The 23005-nt window shown below is 68.8% G+C and carries 25 protein-coding genes; 23 read left to right on the top strand and 2 right to left on the bottom strand.

Features of this window, described 5'->3' with window-relative positions:
* The first annotated feature begins 4 nt into the window (after positions 1 to 4).
* From R2707_06530 to R2707_06420, 23 genes are all read left to right on the top strand, one after another.
* Positions 5 to 1150, top strand: a complete 1146-nt coding sequence (locus R2707_06530; protein ID MEZ5244731.1) for a DUF4388 domain-containing protein — start codon at positions 5 to 7, stop codon at positions 1148 to 1150.
* Positions 1151 to 1176: 26 nt separating this feature from the next.
* Complete coding sequence (locus tag R2707_06525; GenBank protein MEZ5244730.1) at positions 1177 to 2016, top strand: prepilin peptidase; 840 nt, start codon at positions 1177 to 1179, stop codon at positions 2014 to 2016.
* Between the two features lie 60 nt (positions 2017 to 2076).
* The gene (locus R2707_06520) at positions 2077 to 2595 is read left to right on the top strand and encodes a shikimate kinase (protein MEZ5244729.1); all 519 of its coding nucleotides are present in this window, start codon (positions 2077 to 2079) and stop codon (positions 2593 to 2595) included.
* Positions 2592 to 3596, top strand: a complete 1005-nt coding sequence (locus tag R2707_06515; protein ID MEZ5244728.1) for a 3-dehydroquinate synthase family protein — start codon at positions 2592 to 2594, stop codon at positions 3594 to 3596. The genes R2707_06520 and R2707_06515 overlap by 4 nt, the downstream gene beginning before the upstream one ends.
* The gene (locus R2707_06510; protein ID MEZ5244727.1) at positions 3593 to 4033 is read left to right on the top strand and encodes a type II 3-dehydroquinate dehydratase; all 441 of its coding nucleotides are present in this window, start codon (positions 3593 to 3595) and stop codon (positions 4031 to 4033) included. The genes R2707_06515 and R2707_06510 overlap by 4 nt, the downstream gene beginning before the upstream one ends.
* Positions 4030 to 5127 carry a Xaa-Pro peptidase family protein gene (locus R2707_06505; GenBank protein MEZ5244726.1) on the top strand — a complete coding sequence of 366 codons (1098 nt, stop codon included), beginning with the start codon at positions 4030 to 4032 and terminating at the stop codon, positions 5125 to 5127. The genes R2707_06510 and R2707_06505 overlap by 4 nt, the downstream gene beginning before the upstream one ends.
* 22 nt (positions 5128 to 5149) lie before the next feature.
* Complete coding sequence (gene efp / locus R2707_06500; GenBank protein MEZ5244725.1) at positions 5150 to 5713, top strand: elongation factor P; 564 nt, start codon at positions 5150 to 5152, stop codon at positions 5711 to 5713.
* The gene (gene nusB / locus R2707_06495; protein ID MEZ5244724.1) at positions 5710 to 6129 is read left to right on the top strand and encodes a transcription antitermination factor NusB; all 420 of its coding nucleotides are present in this window, start codon (positions 5710 to 5712) and stop codon (positions 6127 to 6129) included. Before efp ends, nusB begins: the two co-directional genes overlap by 4 nt.
* Positions 6126 to 6632: a GNAT family N-acetyltransferase gene (locus R2707_06490; GenBank protein MEZ5244723.1), complete on the top strand. Its 507-nt coding sequence runs from the start codon at positions 6126 to 6128 to the stop codon at positions 6630 to 6632. Before nusB ends, R2707_06490 begins: the two co-directional genes overlap by 4 nt.
* Before the next feature lie 157 nt (positions 6633 to 6789).
* Positions 6790 to 7356 carry a bifunctional pyr operon transcriptional regulator/uracil phosphoribosyltransferase PyrR gene (gene pyrR / locus R2707_06485; GenBank protein ID MEZ5244722.1) on the top strand — a complete coding sequence of 189 codons (567 nt, stop codon included), beginning with the start codon at positions 6790 to 6792 and terminating at the stop codon, positions 7354 to 7356.
* Positions 7357 to 7361: 5 nt separating this feature from the next.
* Positions 7362 to 8303 carry an aspartate carbamoyltransferase catalytic subunit gene (locus R2707_06480; GenBank protein ID MEZ5244721.1) on the top strand — a complete coding sequence of 314 codons (942 nt, stop codon included), beginning with the start codon at positions 7362 to 7364 and terminating at the stop codon, positions 8301 to 8303.
* 94 nt (positions 8304 to 8397) lie between these two features.
* The gene (locus R2707_06475) at positions 8398 to 9696 is read left to right on the top strand and encodes a dihydroorotase (protein ID MEZ5244720.1); all 1299 of its coding nucleotides are present in this window, start codon (positions 8398 to 8400) and stop codon (positions 9694 to 9696) included.
* The gene (carA, locus tag R2707_06470) at positions 9693 to 10775 is read left to right on the top strand and encodes a glutamine-hydrolyzing carbamoyl-phosphate synthase small subunit (protein ID MEZ5244719.1); all 1083 of its coding nucleotides are present in this window, start codon (positions 9693 to 9695) and stop codon (positions 10773 to 10775) included. Before R2707_06475 ends, carA begins: the two co-directional genes overlap by 4 nt.
* Positions 10775 to 14071, top strand: coding sequence for a carbamoyl-phosphate synthase large subunit (carB, locus tag R2707_06465; protein ID MEZ5244718.1), 3297 nt, complete (start codon positions 10775 to 10777; stop codon positions 14069 to 14071). The genes carA and carB overlap by 1 nt, the downstream gene beginning before the upstream one ends.
* Complete coding sequence (locus R2707_06460; GenBank protein MEZ5244717.1) at positions 14068 to 14982, top strand: dihydroorotate dehydrogenase; 915 nt, start codon at positions 14068 to 14070, stop codon at positions 14980 to 14982. The genes carB and R2707_06460 overlap by 4 nt, the downstream gene beginning before the upstream one ends.
* Complete coding sequence (pyrF, locus tag R2707_06455; GenBank protein MEZ5244716.1) at positions 14975 to 15685, top strand: orotidine-5'-phosphate decarboxylase; 711 nt, start codon at positions 14975 to 14977, stop codon at positions 15683 to 15685. Before R2707_06460 ends, pyrF begins: the two co-directional genes overlap by 8 nt.
* 26 nt (positions 15686 to 15711) lie before the next feature.
* Entirely contained in the window at positions 15712 to 16026 is a 315-nt protein-coding gene (gene mihF, locus R2707_06450) for an integration host factor, actinobacterial type (GenBank protein MEZ5244715.1), read from the top strand.
* Entirely contained in the window at positions 16027 to 16596 is a 570-nt protein-coding gene (locus R2707_06445) for a guanylate kinase (GenBank protein MEZ5244714.1), read from the top strand. It abuts the gene before it with no gap.
* Between the two features lie 53 nt (positions 16597 to 16649).
* A complete protein-coding gene (gene rpoZ, locus R2707_06440) occupies positions 16650 to 16979 on the top strand; it encodes a DNA-directed RNA polymerase subunit omega (protein ID MEZ5244713.1) in 330 nt (109 codons plus the stop codon).
* Positions 16980 to 16993: 14 nt separating this feature from the next.
* On the top strand, positions 16994 to 18214 hold the full coding sequence (gene coaBC / locus R2707_06435) for a bifunctional phosphopantothenoylcysteine decarboxylase/phosphopantothenate--cysteine ligase CoaBC (GenBank protein ID MEZ5244712.1): 1221 nt from the start codon (positions 16994 to 16996) through the stop codon (positions 18212 to 18214).
* On the top strand, positions 18211 to 19413 hold the full coding sequence (gene metK, locus R2707_06430) for a methionine adenosyltransferase (GenBank protein ID MEZ5244711.1): 1203 nt from the start codon (positions 18211 to 18213) through the stop codon (positions 19411 to 19413). The genes coaBC and metK overlap by 4 nt, the downstream gene beginning before the upstream one ends.
* A 119-nt stretch (positions 19414 to 19532) precedes the next feature.
* Entirely contained in the window at positions 19533 to 21239 is a 1707-nt protein-coding gene (locus R2707_06425) for a hypothetical protein (GenBank protein MEZ5244710.1), read from the top strand.
* A gap of 4 nt (positions 21240 to 21243) precedes the next feature.
* Positions 21244 to 21780, top strand: a complete 537-nt coding sequence (locus tag R2707_06420; GenBank protein MEZ5244709.1) for a hypothetical protein — start codon at positions 21244 to 21246, stop codon at positions 21778 to 21780.
* A 56-nt stretch (positions 21781 to 21836) separates the two neighbouring features.
* On the opposite strand, the gene R2707_06415 is transcribed toward R2707_06420, so the two are convergent.
* Together R2707_06415 and R2707_06410 are read right to left on the bottom strand one after the other, a co-directional pair.
* Positions 21837 to 22358: a TrmH family RNA methyltransferase gene (locus R2707_06415; protein MEZ5244708.1), complete on the bottom strand. Its 522-nt coding sequence runs from the start codon at positions 22356 to 22358 to the stop codon at positions 21837 to 21839.
* A complete protein-coding gene (locus R2707_06410) occupies positions 22358 to 22999 on the bottom strand; it encodes a methyltransferase (protein MEZ5244707.1) in 642 nt (213 codons plus the stop codon). The genes R2707_06415 and R2707_06410 overlap by 1 nt, the downstream gene beginning before the upstream one ends.
* Positions 23000 to 23005 lie beyond the last annotated feature (6 nt).

Raw genomic sequence — 23005 nt, 5'->3', positions numbered from 1 at the left:
CACCGTGGCGCTTTCGGGCACACTCGACACCTTTGCCCTACCCGACGTACTACGGCTGCTCGCGTCCACCGCGAAGACCGGCCGACTCCGCATCACGGGCGACCGTGGTTCGGGCAGCGTGTGGGTCGCCGAGGGTGACGTCGTGGCGACAGAGCTCGCCTCGGCCGTCAGCTACGAACCGACGAACGAAGAGGTCGTGTTCGGCCTGCTGCGGTTCTCGGCCGGTTCGTTCACCTTCGAGGCCGATGCCCAGTCACCCAACGCCGGCGAGCCGCTCGCCATGGAGCCCGTCCTCGGTGCAGCCGAGAACATGCTCGTCGAATGGCGGGCGATCGAACAGGTCATCCCGTCGCTCGACGTGTGGGTCGGTCTGTGCCCCGCCCTCAGCGGCCCGGACGTCATGGTCGACCAGCACCGCTGGAGCGGCATCGCGGCGATCGGTTCCGGCTGCCAGGTGGGCGCGGTCTCCGAGGCGTTGAAGCTCAACGAGATCGACTCCTGTCGTCTGGTCAAGGAATTGCTTGAGCTCGGCCTGGTCGAGTTCATCGACGAGCCCGCCGACATGCCTGCTCCCTCCAGCTTCGAGCCTGCGCCCATCGAGGACGATTCCTACGAGTCGGCCGTCGCCACCGCCGATGCACATGTCTTCGAGGACGCGACACCGGGCGAGCCCGAGGCGCTGCTCCACGAGCTGGACGCCCTCGACGACGCGCCGACATTCGCCACCGATGAGGACGACGACTTCGACCCCGAGGCCCCCCGTCACGAGGTCGAGCCCAGCCTGGCCGCGTTGTCGTCGTCGGAGGATCCGCTCGACGACCTGTCCTCGTTCGACGGCGACGACCTCGTCGCCGACGAGACCGGGTTCGAGGCCATCGAGGCCGACGAGGGCGGATTCGACGACACGGATGCCGGCGAGAACATCTTCGCCGGTGCACGCGCCGGTATCGACGGTGACGACGAGCTCGACCCGGCCGAGATGGCCCGTCAGCTCGCCAACCTGAGCCCGAAGGCGGCCAAGGCCGTCGCGGCCGCCGCCCGGGCGACCACCGATGCCGAACGCGACGCCGCCCTCGCAGCCGTCGAGGCCGAGGACGACAGCGTCAACCGCGGACTTCTCCTGAAGTTCCTGGGTTCCGTCGACAGCTGAGCTCGGGGCCCTAGGGTCCGTTTCCCATGGACCTCCTGGTCATCCTCCTCGCCGTCCCGATCGGTCTGGTGGTCGGCGGATTCGTCACGATGCTCGTCGATCGGATCCCCGACAAGACGCCGCTCACGCTGCGTTCACGCTGTCCGTTCTGCGATCAGACACTCGGCCATGCCGACACGATCCCGGTTCTGTCCTGGGTACGGCTGAAGGGCAGTTGTCCTCACTGTGGTCACCGGATCACGCCTGCATACCCCGTCGTCGAGGTCCTGACGATGCTTCTGTGGGTGGCGGTCGCCGTCGACCACGGTTGGGAGTGGACGCTGCTGCCACCGCTCGTGCTCGTCACGTCGACGCTCGGTCTCTCGGTGATCGACATGTACGTCTACCGGCTGCCGGATCGACTCGTGTTCCCGTCGCTGGGTTTGTCGCTGCTCACCATGGTGGTGGCCGGCATCGGCATCGACCGGCCGTCGGCGATCACCAAGGCGCTCGGTGGCATGGCCCTCTACGGAGGGTTCCTGCTCGTCATGCACCTGATCTCACCCCGTGGCATGGGGTTCGGCGACGTGAAACTCGCCCTCCTGCTCGGGCTGCACCTCGGCTGGGCCGCGGGTTCGGTGTGGGTGGGGTGGACGCCGGTGTTCCGCCTCGTCTTCTACGCCCTCCTCCTGTCCTGCCTCGTCGGGGGAATCGGCGGTCTGCTCATCGCCGTTCTGCGTCGTCGGCTCTCGCGTGACGTCCTTCCCGATCCGGAGGCCGGCGACGACGGTCAGCCCGCTCGTCTGCTCTCGCAGTCGATGCCGTTCGGACCGGCCCTCGCCGCAGGCACCGTCGTGGTCGTCTTCTTCGCCGACGCGATCCTCTGACGCGGGGATCGGGCGAAACCCATCCCGACGGGCCGGTGGCCGACCGGTACCCTTCACGGCATGTCGTCTCGCGCCATCGTGCTGGTCGGCCCCATGGGGTCGGGCAAGTCGACGGTCGGGCGCGCCCTGGCGCGGCGGCTCGAGATGAGCCATGTCGACACCGACGAACTCGTGGTCGAGGCGGCCGGCGCGCCGATCGACGAGATCTTCGAGCACGACGGCGAGGAGCGATTCCGAGAACTCGAGACCGAAGCGCTCGGCGAAGCTCTCGCGTCGCCGGCGGTCGTATCGACCGGCGGCGGCATCGTCGTCACCGCCGCGAACCGTGAGCTCCTGCGCAATGTCGACGCATTCGTCGTCTGGCTCGATGGTTCGATCGACGCGCTCACCGCCCGTGTCGGATCCGGACGAGGTCGGCCGCTGCTGCAGGGCGACGTCCGGGCCGCGCTCCGCGACAAGATCGACGAGCGAAATCCCGGCTATCTCGAGGTCGCCGATCTTCGGGTCGACACCACCTCGATGCGCCACGTCGACTGCGTCGACGCGATCGTGGCGGCGATGGAAGGAGCCCCGGCATGACCATCACCATCTCGGTCGATCTCGAGCAGCGGAGCTACCCCGTCCACGTCGGTGCCGGCGTTCGTGAACTCCTGCCCGAGGTCGTTCCCCAGGGGGCCAGGCGGGTCGCCGTGATCACTCAGGCGGGCATCCCGTGGGATGTGGATCCGGGGGTCGATCACGAGGTCATCGCCGTCCCCGATGGGGAAGCGGCGAAGTCCCTCACCGTCGTCGAGCAGGTGTGCCGCCGGATGGCCGAGGCCGGCTTCACGCGAGCCGACGCGATCGTCGGCGTCGGTGGTGGCGTCGTCACCGACCTGGCCGGCTTCGTGGCCGCCGTCTACCACCGCGGGATCCGCTTCGTCAGTGTGTCGACGACCCTGCTCGGACAGGTCGACGCCGCGATCGGTGGCAAGACCGGCGTCAACCTTCCGGAGGGCAAGAACCTCGTCGGAGCGTTCTGGCAGCCGTCGGCGGTGCTCTGCGACACCGACACGCTGAAGACCCTTCCGCCCCGTGAGTACCGGAGCGGTGTGGGCGAGGTGGCCAAGTACCACTTCCTCGGGGGCGGTCGCCTCGACGAACTCGACATCGAGGAGCGGGTCGCGGCGTGCGTGCGGATCAAGGCCGCGGTGGTCGCCGCCGACGAGCGCGAGGGCGGTCGCCGGGCGATCCTGAACTACGGCCACACGCTCGCGCACGCGATCGAGACGGCCGGCGCCTACGACCTGCGCCACGGGGAGGCCGTCGCGGTCGGCATCGCCTACGCCGGCGAGGTCGCGCTGCGGTTGGGTCGGATCGACGAGGCCCGGATGGCCGAGCACCGCCGGGTGCTGTCGGCCTACGACCTGCCGCATTCGCTGCCTCCCGATCTCGACCCCGAGCAACTGCTCGACCTGTTCAGCCGCGACAAGAAGGCGATCGACGGCATCACCCTGGTGCTCGACGGCGACGACGGCGTCGAGACCGTCGTCGGGGTCGATCGTGCCGTGCTCGCCGATGCCATGGAGGCCATCCGATGAGTCGACCCACCGTCTTGCTGTTGCACGGACCGAACCTCAACCTGCTCGGCTCGAGGGAGCCGGAGATCTACGGAACGGCGACCCTCGACGACCATGTGCGCACGGCCACCGCCGCGGCCGATGCCCGGGGCTTCGACATCGTGGCGCTCCAGTCGAATCACGAGGGTGAGCTCATCGACGCGATCCACGCCGCCCGCGTCGCTCATGCCGGGATCATCGTCAACCCCGGTGCGTTCACGCACTCGTCGTGGGCGATCCACGATGCGCTGGCCGCCTTCGACGGCCCGGTGATCGAGCTCCACCTGTCCAACCCGGATGCCCGGGAGCCGTGGCGGCGCACGTCGGTCGTCAGCCCGGTCTCGACCGGGTCGATCTCGGGGTTCGGAGGCGACGGCTATCGACTCGCCGCCGAGGCGATGGCCGAGCTCCTCGCGTGACGACCGGTCTGCCGCCGATCCGCGTCGACGGCCGGCTCGACCGGGTCCGTGCCGCGACCGCCGACGCCGGGGCCGATGCCCTCGTGATCACCGACCTCACCAACGTTCGCTGGTGCACCGGGTTCACCGGATCGTTCGGCGTCCTGGTGGTGACACCAGGCGCGGCGACACTGATCACCGACAGCCGCTACGCCACCCAGGCACCAGCCCAGATCGCCGACAGCGGTGCGCCGGTCGAGGTCCAGGTGAGCGCCGATGTGGTGGGGGATGGCGCGGTGCGCCTTCGCGGGCTGGGCCGGGTCGCCCTCGAGGCCGACGACATCAGCTGGGCCGCGCAGCAACGGTGGGAGGCGGTGCTCGAGGGTGACCTCGTGGCCACGCAGTCGATGATCACCGAGTTGCGCAGCGTCAAGGACGCGGCCGAGCTCGCCCGCATGCAGCGCGCGGCCGAGATCGTCGACGAGGTCCTGGCCGAAGTGGCCCCCCTCCTGGTCCCGGGCACGACCGAACGTCGACTCGCCGACGCGCTCGACGACGGCATGCGAGCCCGCGGAGCCTCGGGTCCGGCCTACGAGACGATCGTCGCCGGCGGACCGAATGCCGCGCTTCCCCACGCCCGACCCGGCGATCGGGTGTTCGTCGACGGTGATCTCGTCGTGATCGACGCCGGGTCGGTCGTCGACGGCTACCGCAGCGACATGACCCGCACCTTCGTCGTGGGCACACCCGACGAGACCGCGATCGCGATCCACGATCTCGTCACCCGGGCCCAGGCCGCCGGTGTTGCCGCCGTACGGCCCGGCATCGAGGTCGGTGAGATCGACCGGGTCTGCCGCAGCCTGATCACCGAGGAGGGCTACGGCCCGGAGTTCGGCCACGGAACCGGTCATGGCGTCGGACTCGACATCCACGAGCTCCCCTCGGTCCGGGCCGGCAACACCGCTATCCTCCAGCCCGGCCAGGTCATCACCGTCGAGCCCGGGATCTATCTTCCCGGCATCGGCGGCGTCCGGGTCGAAGACATGGTGGTCGTCACCGACGACGGCTGCCGACCGCTGACTCGTTCCCCGAAGATCTCGCTGACCTCGCGTTAAGTCAAGACAGCCAGGAGTTCCCGTGCCGACCATCACCACCAACGATCTGAAGAACGGGATGACCCTCGAGCTCGACGACGGCCTGTTCCAGATCGTCGACTTCCAGCACGTGAAGCCGGGCAAGGGACACGCTTTCGTCCGTACCAGCCTCCGCAACGTCCGCGCCGGTGGCACCGTCGAGCGCACCTTCCGTGCCGGTGAGAAGGTCGAACGCGCCACGATCGACAAGCGCGAGATGAACTTCCTCTACAAGGACGGCGACGACTACGTCTTCATGGACAACGAGAGCTACGAGCAGATCCATGTCTCGCCCGCAGCCCTCGGCGACACGGGCAACTACATCGTCGACGGTTCGACCGCGACCCTGCTCATGTTCGGTACCGAGATCGTCGGCACCGACATGGCGGCGTCCGTCGAGTTGACCATCGCGCAGACCGAACCCGGTCTCCAGGGCGATCGTTCGTCGGGCGGCACCAAGCCGGCGACGCTCGAGACCGGCCTCGTGATCCAGGTTCCGCTCTTCATCGAGACCGGGGAGCGGGTCAAGATCGACACGCGATCCGGGGAATACCTCAGCCGAGCGTGAATCCTTCCGGCTCGGGCCTCGGTGGCCGTCGCGAAGCGCGTGAAGAGGCGCTGTCGTTCCTCTACGAAACCGAGCTCACCGGTGATCCGGTGCCGGAAGGTCTCGCGTCGCGCGAGATCCCGCTCGAGGACTACGCGGTCGCCGTGGTCGAGGGGGTCGACGCCGACCGTGCCCAGCTCGACGAGATCATCGGTCGCAACCTGACCAATTGGACCATCCACCGCATGGCGGTCGTCGACCGCGTCATCGCGCGCATGGCGACATGGGAACTGCGGTCACGGCCCGACGTGCCGACCGGCGCGGTGTTGAGCGAAGCGGTCGAGTTGGCGACGCAGTACTGCGGTGAGGACTCACCCCGGTTCCTCAACGGTGTGCTGCGTTCGGTGGCCGACGAACTCCGTCCCCGCGAGGCGTGACTCCCGGTCCGGTCGTCCTCGAGGTCCCCGACCTCGCCACTGATCGCTTCCGACTGCGCCCGTGGGCGATCGGGGACGCCGCCGCTCTCTCGGCGGCGTGGCACGACGTGCGGATCGCCGCCGGTTCCGAACCGCCGCCCGATCGTTCGGTCGAGGCAGCCGTCCGGTGGATCGCGGGCTGGGAGGCGCGTCGACTCGCCGGTCTCGCCTTCGATCTCGTGATCGCCGACCCGACCGACGATGCCGTGATGGGTGAGATCGGCTTCTCCGCGTTCGACGCCGGCCGACAGGCGGCGATGATCGGTTGGTGGCTCCAGGAGGACCGGCGTGGTCGTGGTCTCGCTCGCGAGGCCGTCTCGTTGGTGCTCGAGTGGGCCTTCTCGACCGGAGAGATCACCGACGTCCTCGCGGAGATCGCCGCCGACAATCACGCCTCCGAGGCCGTCGCCCGCGCCGCCGGTTTCGAAACCCTCGCCCCCGGCGTGTGGCGCCGGTCGGCCTGATTGCGCCGGCGGGAGCGGACCGGGGTTCGCTCGATATCCGTGGGACGCGCGATATCCACAGGAAACCGCGCGGGGTCGCGGCGTACGCGTCTGTTACGTTCCCTTTCCGACCGTGAAATGAGTCCGGAGAGGCTCATACGGACGAGAGAAGGACAACGTGGCAGAGCGTGAACGTCGCCTGGCTGCGCCGCCATCCGGCGGCGATTTCCGGGCCCGGACCCGGGTGATGACATCGGACGATGTCACCCGAGCCGTTCGTCGGATGGCGCACGAGATCCTCGAGCGGAACCACGGCGCCGCCGACCTGATGATCATCGGGTTGCAAACGGGCGGGGTAGGTCTCGCCCGGCGTCTCGTCGACGACATCCGCGAGATCGAGGGCAGCGACGTGCCGGTGGGCAGCCTCGACGCCACGATGTACCGCGACGACTTCGGGCTGCGGCCGGTCAAGCTCGAGGCCCCGACCGAGATCCCCGTCGACCCGACCGGCAAGGTGATCGTCTTTGTCGACGACGTGCTCTACACCGGACGCACCGTCCGAGCCGCGCTCGACGCGATCCACAGCTACGGGCGGCCGCAGGCGATCCAGCTCGCGGTGATGGTCGACCGCGGTCACCGGGAGCTGCCGATCCGCCCCGACTATGTCGGCAAGAACCTGCCGACCCGACGCGACGAGCTCGTCGACGTGCACGACGATGGCGTGGATCTCGGAGATGTGTCGTGAGCGCCATGCGACACCTGCTCTCGATGGCCGACCTCGATCGCGACGACATCGAGCAGCTCCTGAACCTGACCGAGTCGTTCGCGGAGGTGAGCGAGCGCCAGATCCCGAAGGTCCCCGCGCTGCGGGGCAAGACGATCGCCTGGTTGTTCTACGAGGACTCGACGCGCACCAAGCTCTCGTTCGAGACCGCGGCCAAGCGGCTCTCGGCCGACACCATGAACTTCAGCGTCGGCTCCTCCTCGGTGAACAAGGGCGAGTCGCTGCGCGACACGGTCGAGACGATCTCGGCCATGGGCGTCGACGGCATCGTCATCCGCCACGCGGGAGCGGGGGCCCCACACCGGATCACCCAGTGGACCGATGCCCGCGTCGTCAATGCCGGCGATGGCTGGCACCAGCATCCGACGCAGTCGCTGCTCGACATCTACACCGCAACCCGTCACCTCGGTGACCTCGACGGGCGCCGCATCGCGATCATCGGCGACATCAAGCACTCCCGAGTCGCCCGCTCCAACGCCATCGGGTTCGCGACGATGGGTGCCGAGGTGACCTTCGTGGCGCCCCGGACGCTGCTCCCGCCCAGCCTGGAGGGCTGGCCGGTGACGGTCACCCACGACCTCGACGAGGTCATCGACGACCTCGACATCTGTTACCTGCTGCGCATGCAGCTCGAACGACAGGGCAAGCCCGTCGTCCCGACCCTTCGAGAATTCCATGAGGAGTACGGGCTCACGGCGGCCCGCGCATCCCGGCTGCGCGACGACGCGCTGATCATGCATCCCGGGCCCATGAACCGGGGGGTGGAGATCGACGGCGAGGTCGCCGATCGACCCAACGCGGTCATCACCGAACAGGTCACGAACGGCATCGCCGTGCGGATGGCCGTGCTGTATCTGCTCCTGGGGTCGGGACTCGACCTCGTCGACGAAAGGGCCCACGTCGCATGAGCGGCAACCCCACCCCACCACCCGATCTGTGTCGACTTCCCCGACGTGTCGCGAGGGTCTTCCCGACCGAGATCGCTCGGGGGAGGGAGGGGCGATGACGGCCACCGTGATCAAGGGCGGCACCGTCGTCGATCAGAGCGGTAGCCGCCGCGCCGACGTCGTCGTCTCCGACGACGGCACCGTTCTCGCGGTCGGCGAGGGCCTCGACGGTGACCGGACGCTCGATGCCACCGACTGTGTCGTTGCCCCCGGATTCGTCGATCTCCACGTGCATCTGCGCCAACCTGGCAAGGAAGAGGCGGAGACCATCGAGACCGGCGCCCGTGGTGCTGCGCTCGGCGGCTTCACCTCGGTCATCGCCATGCCCAACACGACGCCGGCCATGGACTGTGCGGCGGTGATCCGCGAGGTGATCGACCTCGCCGCCGACACGATCTGCGACGTTCGTCCGTCTGCCGCGATCACCGTCGGTCGTGACGGCGAGTCGCTCACGCCGATGGCCGAGTTGGTGAAGCTCGGCGTGCGCATCTTCACCGACGACGGCACGGGCGTGCAGGACGACCGCCTCATGCGCACGGCGCTCGAGTACGCGGGATCGCTCGCCCACCTGTCGGGCGGTCAGCCGATCGTGCTGGCCCAGCACTGCGAGGTCAGCGCGCTCAGCGAGGGGACCTACATGCACGAGGGGGAGTGGTCGAGTCGGCTCGGCATCCCCGGTCAGCCGGCCGAGGCCGAGGAGCTGATGGTGATGCGCGACATCGCCCTCGCCCGCCTCACGGGCACCCGCGTGCACTTCCAACACATGTCGACGGCCGGCTCGGTCGCGATGATCCGCGCGGCCAAGGCGGCCGGTCTGCCGGTCACGGCGGAAGCGGCGACCCATCACTTCTGCCTGACGGATGCGTGCTGTGCCTACTACGACCCGCTCTTCAAGGTCCATCCGCCGCTGCGCACCGACGCCGACGTCGCCGCGGTGAAGGAGGGGCTGGCCGACGGCACGATCGACGCCATCGCGACCGACCATGCGCCCCACACGCAGCAGGACAAGGAGCGCACGTTCGCCGACGCACCGCCGGGGATGCTCGGACTCGAGACCGCGTTCGCCATCGCCAACACGCACCTCGACATGCCCATCGAGGCGCTGCTCGCAGCGATGAGTTGGCGGCCGGCGGCGATCGCGGGAATCCAGGCCGACCACGGTGGGCCGATCGTCGAGGGCTCGCCCGCGAACCTCGCGATCATCGATCCGAACACGACGTGGACGGTGTCGGGCGATGCCATGGCGAGCCGGAGCAGGAACACGCCGTACGAGGGCATGGCCGTTCGCGGTCGTGTGCGGCACACGGTTCTGAAGGGTGAAGCAGTCGTGATCGATGGAGAAGCACAGCGATGATTCGTGAGTACCAACTCGTCCTCGCCGACGGTGAAGTCTTCGAGGGCGAAGGCATCGGTGCCGACCCGGTCGACGGGATCGCGTCGGGTGAGGTCGTCTTCAACACGGTGCTGTCGGGCTACCAGGAGGTGATCACCGATCCGTCCTATGCCGGACAGATCATCACCTTCACCTATCCCCACATCGGCAACTACGGCGTCAACGCGACCGATGACGAGGCCGGTCGCCCGCATTGCCGGGGGGTGATCATCCGCGATCTGGCCCGCCGCCACAGCAACTGGCGAGCCGAGGGCGACCTCGACTCGTTCCTGCGCCGCAACGGCATCGCCGGCATCGCCGGGATCGACACCCGGCGGCTGACCCGCCACATCCGCGACAGCGGCGCCATGCCGGGAGCCTTCGGGACCGCCGATGCAGCCGCGCTGCGCGCCGCCGCCCAGGCTGATCCCGGCACCGCGGGAATCGATCTCGTGAGCCAGGTCACGACCGCCGCCTCCTACACGGTGGGCAACGGACCGCGCAGGGTCGTCGCCTACGACCTCGGCGTGAAGGCGACGATGCTGCGCCATCTCGGCGAGCTGGCGACCGTGACGGTGGTGCCGGCCGACACCAGCGCGGCAGACGTGCTCGCGATGGAACCCGACGGGGTGTTCCTGTCGAACGGCCCGGGCGATCCCGAGGAGGCCGGCAGCATCGTGACAGAACTGCCGCACCTGATCGGGAGGGTGCCGATCTTCGGGATCTGTCTCGGCCACCAGGTGCTCTCCCTCGCGCTGGGCGGCAGGACGTTCAAGATGAAGTTCGGCCACCACGGCGGCAACGTGCCGGTGCAGGACGTCCGAACCGGCAAGGTCGAGATCACGAGCCAGAACCACAATTTCGCGGTCGAGATGGGATCGGTCCCGAACGTCACCGAGACGCACGTGTGCCTCAACGACGGCGCCCTCGAAGGTCTCGTCCACAACGAGTTGCCGGTCTTCAGTGTGCAGTACCACCCCGAAGCGGGACCCGGCCCGCACGACAGCCGGTACCTCTTCGACGAGTTCGCCGCCCTCATGGATGCCAACGGAGAAGCCTGATGCCCAAACGCACCGACATCCACTCGATCCTCATCATCGGCTCCGGGCCGATCGTCATCGGACAGGCGTGCGAGTTCGACTACTCGGGCACACAAGCCTGCCGAGTGCTTCGAGAGGAGGGCTATCGGGTGATCCTCGCCAACTCGAATCCGGCGACGATCATGACCGATCCCGACTTCGCCGACGCGACCTACGTCGAACCGCTGGACCTGGCCGTGCTCGAGAAGATCATCGAGAAGGAGAAGCCCGACGCGGTCCTGCCGACGCTGGGAGGCCAGACCGGCTTGAACCTGGCGATGGAGCTGGAGGAGGCGGGTGTCCTCGCGAAACACGGGGTCGAGTTGATCGGCGCCGACGCGGAGGCGATCGCCACCGCCGAGGATCGTGAGCGCTTCAAGGTCGCCATGCAGGAGATCGGACTCGAGGTGGCCCGCTCGGGCACCGCGCACACGATGGAGGAGGCCCGCCGGGTCGTGGAGGAGGTCGGCCTGCCGATCATCATCCGACCCGCCTACATCCTCGGTGGTCGCGGCACCGGTATGGCGCACACGATGGAGGAGTTCGAGAAGGTCGCCGCCTACGGCATCGAGTGCAGCCCCATCAACGAGATCCTCATCGAGGAGTCGATCTCGGGGTGGAAGGAGTACGAGCTCGAGGTCATGCGCGACAACGCCGACAACTGCGTGATCATCTGCTCGATCGAGAACTTCGACCCGATGGGCGTACACACGGGCGACTCGATCACGGTGGCGCCCGCGCAGACGCTCACCGACGTCGAGTACCAGAAGATGCGCGACGGGTCGTTCGCCTGCATCCGCCGCGTCGGGGTGGAGACCGGTGGGTCCAATGTCCAATGGGCGGTCGAACCGGGCACCGGGCGCCAGGTGATCATCGAGATGAACCCGCGGGTCAGCCGCTCGTCGGCGCTCGCATCGAAGGCCACGGGTTTCCCGATCGCGAAGATCGCCGCGAAGCTCGCGGTCGGCTACACGCTCGACGAGATCCCCAACGACATCACCGAGAAGACGCCGGCCAGTTTCGAGCCGTCGATCGACTATGTCGTCACCAAGATCCCCCGATGGGCGTTCGAGAAGTTCCCCGGCACCAGTGGTGTGCTCGGTACGTCGATGCAGTCGGTGGGTGAGGTCATGGCCATCGGCCGCACCTTCCCCGAGTCGTTGCAGAAGGCGCTCCGCTCGCTCGAACAGGGTCGTTTCGGTCTCAACTGCGACCCCGGCGAGATGGCATTCGACGAGCTCGACGACGCCGCACTGCTGGCCGCCGCGAGCATCGGAACCCCCGACCGGCCGTTCCAGCTCGAGGCACTGCTGCGACGCGGTATCTCGGTCGACGACATCTACGCCTCGACCTGGGTCGATCCGTGGTTCCTCGACCAGATGCTGATCATCACCGAGGAACGGGCCCATCTGGCCGAGCTCGGTATGGCAGCGATGACCAAGCGCAGCTGGAAGCGGGCCAAGCAGCTCGGGTTCAGCGACGCCCAGCTCGCCTATCTCTGGGACGTGGAGGAGGCGGCAGTGCGCGCCGCTCGCCTCGCCCTCGGCGTGAAGACCACGTTCAAGACCGTCGACACCTGTGCCGCGGAGTTCGAGGCCACGACGCCGTACCACTACTCGACCTACGAGGACACCGACGAGGTCCGCCCGGGCGAGCGCGAGCGTGTGATCATCCTCGGATCCGGCCCGAACCGGATCGGACAGGGCATCGAGTTCGACTACTGCTGCGTCCACGCGAGCTTCGCCCTGCGTGATGCCGGCTACGAGACGGTGATGGTCAACTGCAACCCGGAAACCGTCTCGACCGACTACGACACCTCCGACCGGCTCTATTTCGAGCCGCTCACCTACGAGGACGTGATGGACATCATCGACAGCGAGAAGCCGCTCGGTGTCATCGTGTCGCTCGGCGGCCAGACGCCGCTGAAGCTGGCCGACCGGCTGCCGCCCGAATTGATTCTCGGCACGTCGCCGGCGTCGATCGACCTCGCCGAGGATCGTGAGCAGTGGAACGCCCTGTGCGCCCGACTCGAGATCCCGCAGCCGGCCGGTGGTACGGCGGTCGACATCGAACAGGCGCTCGCCATCACCGGCCGCATCGGCTATCCGGCACTCGTCCGCCCGTCGTACGTGCTCGGCGGGCGGGCGATGGAGATCGTCTACGACGACGATCACCTGACCCGGGCCATGGCCGAGCTCGCCAACTTCGGTTCGCTCGGCAAGGAGGGCGGCCTCAGCGCCGAACGGCCCGTGCTGGTCGACCGCTTCCTCGAGGACGCGACCGAGGTCGATGTCGATGCCATTCGGGACCACACCGGCGCCGCCGTCATCGGTGCGGTCATGGAACACGTCGAGGAGGCCGGCGTGCACTCCGGCGACTCCGCCTGTTCGATCCCGCCCAACCGGCTGAGCGACGAGACCATCGCCGTGATCGAGGACTACACGTTCAAGATCGCGGCGGCGCTCGACGTGAGGGGTCTGATCAACGTGCAGTACGCGGTGAAGGCCAACCAGGTCTTCGTCATCGAGGCGAACCCGCGGGCCAGTCGCACCGTCCCGTTCGTGGCCAAGGCGACCGGCGTGCCGCTGGCCAAGGTGGCCAGCCGGGTGATGGTCGGGGCCACGCTCGAGGAACTGCGGGCGGAAGGCCTGCTGCGCGACCCGGTCGAGGGCGACCACTTCGCCGTCAAGGAAGCGGTCCTGCCGTTCAACCGGTTCCCGGAGGCAGACGCCGTCCTCGGGCCGGAGATGCGGTCGACCGGCGAGGTCATGGGCATCGACCTGACCCCCGGCCTGGCGTTCGTGAAGTCCCAGCTCAGCGCGGGGACGCGCCTGCCCGAGTCCGGCACGATCTTCATGTCGCTCGCCGACCGCGACAAGACCGTCGGCATCGCCGCGGCGAAGGGATTCCGGGAGCTCGGGTTCGCCCTTGCGGCCACGAGCGGGACGGCCGAGGCACTGCGGGCCGAGGGCATCGAGGTGTCGATCGACGTCGCCAAGCTCGGTGACGCCGAGGCAGAGGGCGTCGACGCGGTGTCGCTCATCCAGGAGGGCAAGGTCCAGATGGTCGTCAACTCGCCACGCGGCCGTGGCCCCCGTGCCGATGGCGAACACATCCGGCGAGCTGCGGGCCTTGCCAACGTGCCGTTGCTGACGACCGGCGCCGCCGCCGTCGCCGCCGCCAACGGGATGCACGACTGGAAGACCCACCCGCTCGCGGTGAGGAGCCTGCAGGAGTACCACGCCGGTGCGTCGGTGGCGGAGCTCGGAGGCTCGTGACCGACCTGGCCACCACGATCGGTTCGGTCCGGTTGCGGGCTCCGGTGCTCACCGCATCGGGGACGGCCGGCCACGGCGCCGAGTTCGCCCGCTACATGCAGCCGGCGACGCTCGGTGCGGTCGTCGTGAAGTCCATGAAGGCGGGGGAGTGGGCCGGCAATCCGGCGCCACGCGTGCATCCGACCGCGGCCGGGATGATCAACAGTGTCGGGTTGCAGGGCAAGGGCATTCCCCATTGGCTCGAGCACGAGCTGCCCGATCTCGTCGCGACCGGTGCGACCGTGGTCGCCAGCATCTGGGGCAACTCGATCGACGACTATCGAGAAGCCGCCGCTGCGCTCGCCGGGGCGCCGCCCGAGGTGGTGGCCGTCGAGGTCAACGTGTCGTGTCCGAACCTCGAGGATCGCAGCAAGATGTTCGCCCACTCGGCGGCGTCGACGCGTGAGGCCATCGCCGCCACCGCCGGGTGCGGTCGTCCGCGCTGGGCGAAGCTCAGCCCGAACGCCGCCGACCTGCCGGAGATCGCGATCGCCGCACACGAAGCCGGCGCGGAGGCCGTCGTGCTCACCAACACCTTGCTCGGGATGGTCATCGACACCGAGCTCCGCCGTCCCGTCCTCGGCGCGAAGAAGGGCGGGCTGAGCGGATCGGCGATGCATCCCGTCGCGATCCGCGCCGTCTACGACGTGCACGAGGCCGCGCCCGATCTCCCCATCGTCGGCGTGGGTGGCGCAGCCGACGGGACCGATGTCGTAGAGTTCCTGCTCGCCGGGGCCTCGGCGGTTGAAGTGGGCACTGCAACGTTCGCGGATCCACGGGCCCCTCGGCGGATCCTCAAGGAATTCTCGAACTGGTGCGACCAGCACGGAGTGGTCGACATCGCCGAACTGATCGGAGCAGCTCATGGCTGACGCAATCGACGCCGACATCCGCAGCAAGCTCGCCCTGGCGCTCGACGTCGACGACCTGGTCGTCGCGATCAGAATCGGTCGCCAGCTCAACGACTACTTCGGTGTGGCCAAGATCGGGCTCGAGCTCTACAGCGCGGCCGGGCCCGAAGCGATCGGGGCGATCGCCGATCTGGGCTATCGGGTGTTCCTCGACCTCAAGCTCCACGACATCCCGACCACCGTCGGGAAGTCGGCCCGGGTACTCGGCGCCCTCGGCGTCGAGTACCTGACCATGCACGCCCACGGCGGCGTCGAGATGTTGCAGGCCGGTGTCCAGGGGCTCGAGGAAGGTGCCCGCAACGCGGGTCTCGTCCAACCCACGTCGCTCGCCATCACGGTGCTGACCAGCGATGCCGACGCCCCCGAACACATCATGCCCAAGCGGGTCATGGTGGCCGCCGAGGCGGGTTGTCGTGGCATCGTCTGCGCCGCGGCGGACCTGGAGCAGGCCCACCACTATGCCCCCCGGATGACACGGGTCGTCCCCGGTATCCGGCTACCGGGTGACAGTGTCGACGACCAGGCCCGTCCCGCGTCGCCCGACGAGGCGATCGCGGCCGGGGCCGATCTCTTGGTGATCGGTCGATCCGTCACGCGAGCCGACGATCCGGTCGCGGCCGCCACCCGGGTCCATGAGCTCATCGCTGCGGGTTCCGGCGCCTGACACGCCAGGTCAGCTAGTGTCGCGGCATGTCGAAGCCACCCGTCCTGTCCGACGAGGCCCGTGCCGCCGCGCTGGTCAAGGCCGCCGAAGCGCGTCGGGTGCGTGCTGAGCTGAAGCAACGCCTGAAGATGGGGTCGCTGTCGCTGCGGGAACTGCTCGACCAAGCCGAGACCGACGAGGTCATCGGCAAGACCAAGGTGCTCGCAGTGCTCGAGTCCTTGCCCGGCCTCGGCAAGGTGAAGGCGCGGCGCACGATGGAAGAGATCGGCATCGCCGAGAACCGCCGCCTCCGTGGTCTGGGCGACAACCAGCGCAGCGAGCTGCTGGCAACGCTCGGCTGAGTGTCCGAGCTCGACGACCGCCTGATCATCGTCATCTCCGGCCCCGGTGGGGTCGGCAAGGGGACGATCGTCGCGCGCCTGCTCGATCGCGATCCGCGACTGTGGCTCAGCCGGAGCTGGACGACACGGGCGAGACGGCCGGGCGAGCACATGGAGGCGTACCACTTCACGAACCGCGAGATGTTCCTCGACCATGTCGCGAACGACGGGTTCCTCGAGTGGGTCGAGTTCCTCGACTACCTCCAGGGCACGCCGGTACCCGACCCGCCGGCCGGACACGACGTCGTGTTCGAGATCGACGTCTACGGTGCCGAGCAGATCCAGCAGCGGGTCCCGGACGCCCTGCTCATCTTCATCGATGCGCCCAGTCGGGCCCACCAGGAGGAGCGACTTCGGGGACGGGGCGATCCCGACGACAAGGTGCGGGCCCGCCTGGCGAAGGCGGAGGAGGAAGTGGCGGTGGCTCGACGGCTCGGCAGCGCGATGGTGGTCAACGACGATCTCGAACGGGCCGTCGACGAGGTGGAGGCGCTCATCGTCTCGCGCCGCGCCGGCGTGGACGACTGCTAGCATTGTCAGCCGGCTCCACTGTGCTGTGGAGCGTGAGACCTTCGGAGAATCCCATGGCCCACGGCTACGACACGATGATGAACCCGGCGATCGAGTCGCTTCTCGAGGAGACCGGTTCCAAGTTCAGCCTCGTCACGTTGTCGGCCATGCGCAGCCGCGAAATCACGAACTATGTCGGCCAGCTCGGCCAGGGAATCGGTTCGCTGGTGCCGCCGCAGGTGACCTCGACGGCGAGCAAGCCGCTGTCGATCGCATTCGAGGAGATCGCGGCCGACAAGATCGAAGCGATCAAGATCGATCCCGAAGCCGAAGCCGCTGCTGCCGCCCTCGCGATCGCCGAAGCCGAAGCCGCCGCCGCCGTGGGCGACGACGACAGCGCCTGAGCCACCCTCTGGCCATGGGCTCCCTCTCCGGTCGGCGCGTCGTACTGGGCGTCACCGGTGGCATCGCGGCCTACAAGGCCGTCGAGGTCTGTCGGCGACTCGTCGATGCCGGCGCCCACGTCTCGCCGATTCTCACCGACGGCGCGCTCGAGATGGTGGGCGCCACCACGTTCTCTGCACTCGCGAGTGAGCCGGCCCGGACGTCGCTATTCCACGATCCCGAGACGCCGATCCCGCACACGGTGCTGGGTCAGCGGGCCGACCTCGTCCTGGTCTGCCCGGCAACCGCACGGATCATCTCCGACATCCGGACCGGTCGCAGCGCCGACCTGTTGATGGCGACGATCCTGGCCACGCGGGCGCCGGTGATGGTCTGTCCGGCGATGCACACCGAGATGTGGGAGCAGGCATCGGTGCAGGAGAATCTCCAGGTGCTCGAAGCCCGGGGTGTGCTGATCGTGCCGCCCGAGTCCGGCCGGCTGGCCGGTGGCGACATCGGGCACGGTCGTCTGGCCTCGCTCGAGACGATCGTCGCGGCGGCCGAGCGTGCGCTCGTTCCCGGCGATCTCGTCGCTCGCCGGGTGCTCGTCACGGCCGGCGGCACCCGGGAGCCGATCGATGCGGTTCGCTATGTCGGCAACCGGTCCTCCGGCAAGCAGGGACATGCCGTCGCGGCCGAAGCCGCCGCTCGCGGCGCCGAGGTCGTGCTGGTGACCACCAGGCCCGGGAGCGCTCCGAGCGGCGTACGGGTCATTCCGGTCGAAACGGCCGCCGAGATGGCGGCGGCATGCGATCTCGAGGCGCCGGACGCGGAGATCGTCGTCATGGCTGCGGCGGTGGCCGACTTCCGGCCCTCGTCGCCGGCCGACGGCAAGCTGAAGAAGCACGACGGCGCGCCCGAGGTCGAGCTGGTGCCGACCGTCGACATCCTCGCCGGGCTGGGTGCACGCAAGCCCTCGGGCCAGGTTCTCGTGGGTTTTGCCGCCGAGACCAGCGATGTGATCGACAATGCCGACAGCAAGCTGCGCCGCAAGAACCTCGACATGATCGTCGCCAACGACGTTTCCAAGCCCGGAGTGGGCTTCGAGCACGAGACGAATGAGGTCATTGTGCTCATGGCGGACGGCGCACGGCATCATGTACCACTGTCCGACAAGCGCGACGTTGCTCGCGCCGTGCTCGACGCGGCCCGTGCCCGTCTCGAATCAGATCCCACCAATCAGGAGCAAGTGTGACCCGCTGGACCTTCACTTCGGAGAGCGTTTCCGAGGGCCATCCCGACAAGATGGCCGACCAGATCTCGGATGCGATTCTCGACGCCATGCTGGCGCAGGACCCGATGTCGCGGGTGGCGTGCGAAACCATGGTCACCACCGGTCTCGCCATCGTTGCCGGCGAGATCACCACCGAGGCCTATGTCGACATCCCCGGCACGGTGCGTCAGACCATCAACGACATCGGCTACGACCGTGAGTCGTTCGGCTACGACGGCAACACCTGTGGCGTGATGATCGCGATCGACGAGCAGTCCCCCGACATCAGCCAGGGTGTCACCGCGTCGGAGGAGGTCCGTTCGGGCGTCGCCGGCGAGCAGGACGAGCTCGACAAGCAGGGCGCGGGCGACCAAGGGATGATGTTCGGCTACGCGAGCGACGAGACCGACGTGCTCATGCCGCTGCCGATCCATGTCGCGCACCGCATGGCCGAACGCCACGCCGAGGTCCGTAAGGCAGGGACGATTCCCTACCTCCGCCCCGATGCCAAGACCCAGGTCACGTTCGAGTACGAGGACAACGTCCCGGTGCGGCTGAAGACGGTGCTCGTGTCGACGCAGCACAACGACGGTGTCGACCGCGACACGATGATCCGCCCCGACCTGATCGAACACGTGATCCGCCCGGTGATCCCCGAGCAGTTCGCCGACGACGACTACGAGGTCCACGTCAACCCGACCGGTCGCTTCGTGATCGGTGGTCCGGTGGGAGACGCCGGGCTCACCGGCCGCAAGATCATCGTCGACACCTATGGCGGTATGGCCCGTCATGGTGGCGGCGCCTTCTCCGGCAAGGACCCGTCGAAGGTCGACCGCTCGGCCGCGTACGCCACCCGCTGGGTTGCGAAGAACGTGGTCGCTTCGGGCGCCGCGAGCCGCTGTGAGATCCAGGTCGCGTACGCGATCGGGATGGCCCGTCCGATGTCGGTGCTCGTCGAAACCTTCGGGACCGAGAAGGTCGACCGGGCTGCGATCGAGAAGGCCGTCGACGAGGTGTTCGACCTCCGTCCGGGCGCCATCATGCGTGACCTCGACCTCCGTCGACCGATCTACAAGCCGACTGCGGCCTACGGGCACTTCGGTCGTTCGACCGACGGCGGGCTGTTCCCCTGGGAGCAGACCAACCGGGTCGACGACCTCAAGTCGGCGCTGGGGCTCTGACCCCGACCGACCCCGAAACGGCGGCCCGCGGCCTCTTCGAACTCGGTGAGTTCGAGCCCGCCGAGCCCGAGCCGCAACCGAACGCCGCGACGACCCGCCCTGCAGGGCGGGTCGTCCGCGTGCTCCCCGATGTGGCGGCCATCGATCGGGAGTTCGACTATGTCGTCCCGGCGGTGTGGGAGGCCGACGGCCGAGCCGCCCGAGTCGCCATCGGGTCGATGGTCCGGGTCGACCTGGCCGGTCGCCGGGTCGCAGGATGGATCACGGCGCTCGACGTCGAGCCGATCGATGGCGTGCGCTACTCCGAACTCCGGAAGTTGAGCGGCGTCGGACCCGACGAGGAGATCCTCGATCTCACTTCGTGGGCCGCATGGCGCTGGGCCGGGCGGCGGGTGCCATTCCTGCGGGCGGCTTCGCCGCCGCGGATGGTCGCGGGTGTGCCGACGGCGCGGCCCCGATCGGCCGTGCCGGCCGGCCCGTCCGACGTGTTCGACGACGCGTTCACGGAAGGTGTGTCGGTCGTTCGCACGCCACCGGCCGACGACGGCGTCTCGCTGGCCCTCGCCGCCTGTCGCCGGGGTGACGCCCTCGTGCTCGTCGCCGACATCGTGCGCGCCCGTCATCTCGCGATCGCCCTGCGCCGCGCCGGGGTGACCGTTGCGCTCGGACCCGACGAATGGGCGACCGCTGCCGCGGGCGCAACCGTCGTCGGGACCCGATCCGCGGCGTGGATGCCGATGCCCCATCTGGCTGCGGTCGTCGTCATCGACGAGCACGACGAGTCGCTCCAGGAGGAACGGACGCCGACCTGGCACGCCCGTGACGTCGTCCTCGAGCGGGCTCGCCGCCGCGAAGTCCCGGCGGTGTTGGCCTCGCCGACCCCGACGCTCGAGGCCCTGCGGGCGGGTCGGCTGCTGCGGCCGAGCCGTACCGCCGAGCGCGAGGGTTGGCCGATCGTCGATGTCCTGGACCGCCGCGACGACGACCCGGTGCGGGCCGGACTCTTCGCGGAGCGACTCAGCGAACGCCTGTCGTCGGGCCGGGTGGTCTGCGTGCTCAACCGAAAGGGACGTTCCCGACTGCTCGCGTGCGCAACCTGCGGCGAACTGGTGCGCTCCGAGGACGGCACGCAGTCGATGATCCTCATGGACGATCGCCTCGAGACCGTCGATCGCTCCGAGTCTCGTCCGGTGGTGTGCGCCCACTGCGGCTCGACCACGCTAAAAAACCTGCGAGCCGGAGTCACTCGCGCCCGTGAGGAGCTCGAGGCGCTGGTCGGCGAGCCCGTCGACGAGATCACGGGGGCCGACGACGATCCGCCCACGAACCGCGTGGTCATCGGCACCGAGGCGGTCCTCTATCGCGTCGACCGGGCCGACGTCGTCGTCTTCCTCGATCTCGACCAGGAGCTGCTCGCTCCCCGCCAGCGGGCGTCCGAGCAAGCGATGGCGCTCCTCGCCCGGGCCGCTCGGCTCCTCGGGCCGAGGTCCGCTGGTGGCCGACTCGTTCTGCAGACCCGTCAGCCGGACCACGAGGTGGTGCAGGCGGTGGTGCGGGCCGACCCGTCGCTCGTGGCAGTCGCGGAGCGAGACCGCCGCCAAGCGCTCGGGACACCTCCCTACGGCGCCCAGGCGCTCGTCGCCGGTGCCGGGGCCGGCGAGTTCATCGTGTCGTTCGGGACGCCTGCCGGTGTCCGGGTCCGGGGCCCGGTCGATGATCGCTGGCTGCTGCGAGCCGACACGCACGCACCCCTCCTCGATGCGCTGGCCGCCACCGCACGGCCGGCGGCCCGGCTGCGGGTCGAGGTCGATCCGCTGCGAGTATGACGGCATGCGTCGCCCCTGGATCGTCCCTGCGTTGATCGCACTTGCCCTCGTGGGAGCGGTGCTGATCTGGACCGCCGACGAGGCCGACGTGGTGGCGCTCGAAGAGATCACCACCGCCGAAGGACTCGCGACCCGGATCCCGGAGGGGTGGGTCGTCTCGGAGCAGTTCCCGTTCGACTTCGTTCCCGGCACGGACGGGCAGGCCTTCGATCAGTGGACCGTGGCTCGGGCGTGTCCGCCCGACGGTTGTGGTGAGCGTTCGCTCGACGAGTGGATGGCGCTCGCCCCCGATCTCCCGACCTTCACCGGTATCGCGGCGACGGAAGGCGAGGACACGTTCAACGTCGAGGTCGAGAGCCGATCGGATGCGCGGATCATGCGAGCCCAGACCGAGGCGGCAGCCCGCCTGGTGTTCGTCGCCGCGTTCACCGACGGTGCCGAGGACTATGTCGCCTGTTCGGTCCGACTCGGGCTGGATGCCGACCAGCGTCTGGCCGACGCGATCATCGAGGTCTGTGAGTCGACGGTTGTCGTCGGGTAGTGCCCGTAGCGGAGCCTCGGCGGCGGAATGGCGCGAAGCGCTGGCAGCTTGAACCGTTACCCGGCCCAGCTGCGACGCCGGGCCTCGTAGATCGCGATCGCAGTCGCCGCGGCGACGTTGAGTGACCCGACCTTGCCGAGCTGTGGGATGAACGCCGTCTCGTCGCAAACGGCGAGGGTGGCCGGGGTGACACCGCGGTCTTCGTGACCGATGACGAGGGCGACGTCGCCGGCGAGATCGGCGTCGGGCAGGGGAGTGGCGTCGGTGGTCAGTTCGATCGCGACGACCCGATAGCCGTCGGCTCTCGCGGCGGCCACCGCGGCCGGGCCGTCGGCGACCTCGGTCCACGTCAGATATCGCTGGGTACCGAGGGCGGTCTTGTGCACCTTGTCGTGGTTCGGTGCCGTCCCGCCCGCGATCCACATGTGGTCGACCCGCTCGGCCGCTGCGGTGCGCACCACCGACCCGACATTGAAGGGGTTCTGTACGCCGTCGAGGATGAGGGCGAGACGGCCCGCTGTGCGCCTGCGCCACTCGCGGTGGAGTCGCTTCATGCCGGTGCCGTCGAGTTGCGCCATCACACAGTCTCGCCGGAGTCGTCACCGATGCGGTCGGAATCGCCCCGGCGGACCTCGAGAACGCGATAGCCGGCACGGCTCGACAGGCGGGTGGCGGGGAAGCCATCGTCGTCGAGCCACTTCGCCAGGGAGTCGCTGCCGAGATGCTTCTGAACCACGAGATGCGCGATGCCGTCGGGCGTGAGACGTGGCAACCACCGGCGCAAGATCTGGTGGAGGATGTCCTTGCCCACGCGGATCGGCGGGTTCGAGAGGATCCGGTCGAACCGCACGTCGGTCGGAACGTCGTCGGGCGCGGCGACGCGGACCCGGTCGGCGGCGCCGATCGATGCTGCGTTCGCTTCGGTGAGGGCACGGGCCCGGCGGTTCACGTCGACGGCCCACACCGTCGCCTCGGGCGCTCGCATCGCCGCCACGCACGTGATCGGCCCCCAGCCGCAGCCGATGTCGAGAATCGTCGCCGCCTCCGACATCGGCGGTGTCTCGAGGAGGAGCAACTTCGTGCCGGTGTCGAGCTTGTCGGCGGAGAACACGCCGCGATCGGCCGTAAGGGTGAGGGAGATGTCGGGCAGGGTGATCTCGACCGGGTGGGGCGACGACTCGCTGTCGGGGTCGTCATCGAAGTAGTGCCCGACGCTCATGCGGTC

The organism is Acidimicrobiales bacterium (assembly GCA_041394245.1).
In the GTDB taxonomy this organism is placed as follows: domain Bacteria; phylum Actinomycetota; class Acidimicrobiia; order Acidimicrobiales; family Aldehydirespiratoraceae; genus JAJRXC01.
Note: the sequence above shows the minus strand (reverse complement) of the source record. Positions and strands in the feature narration are given on the sequence as shown.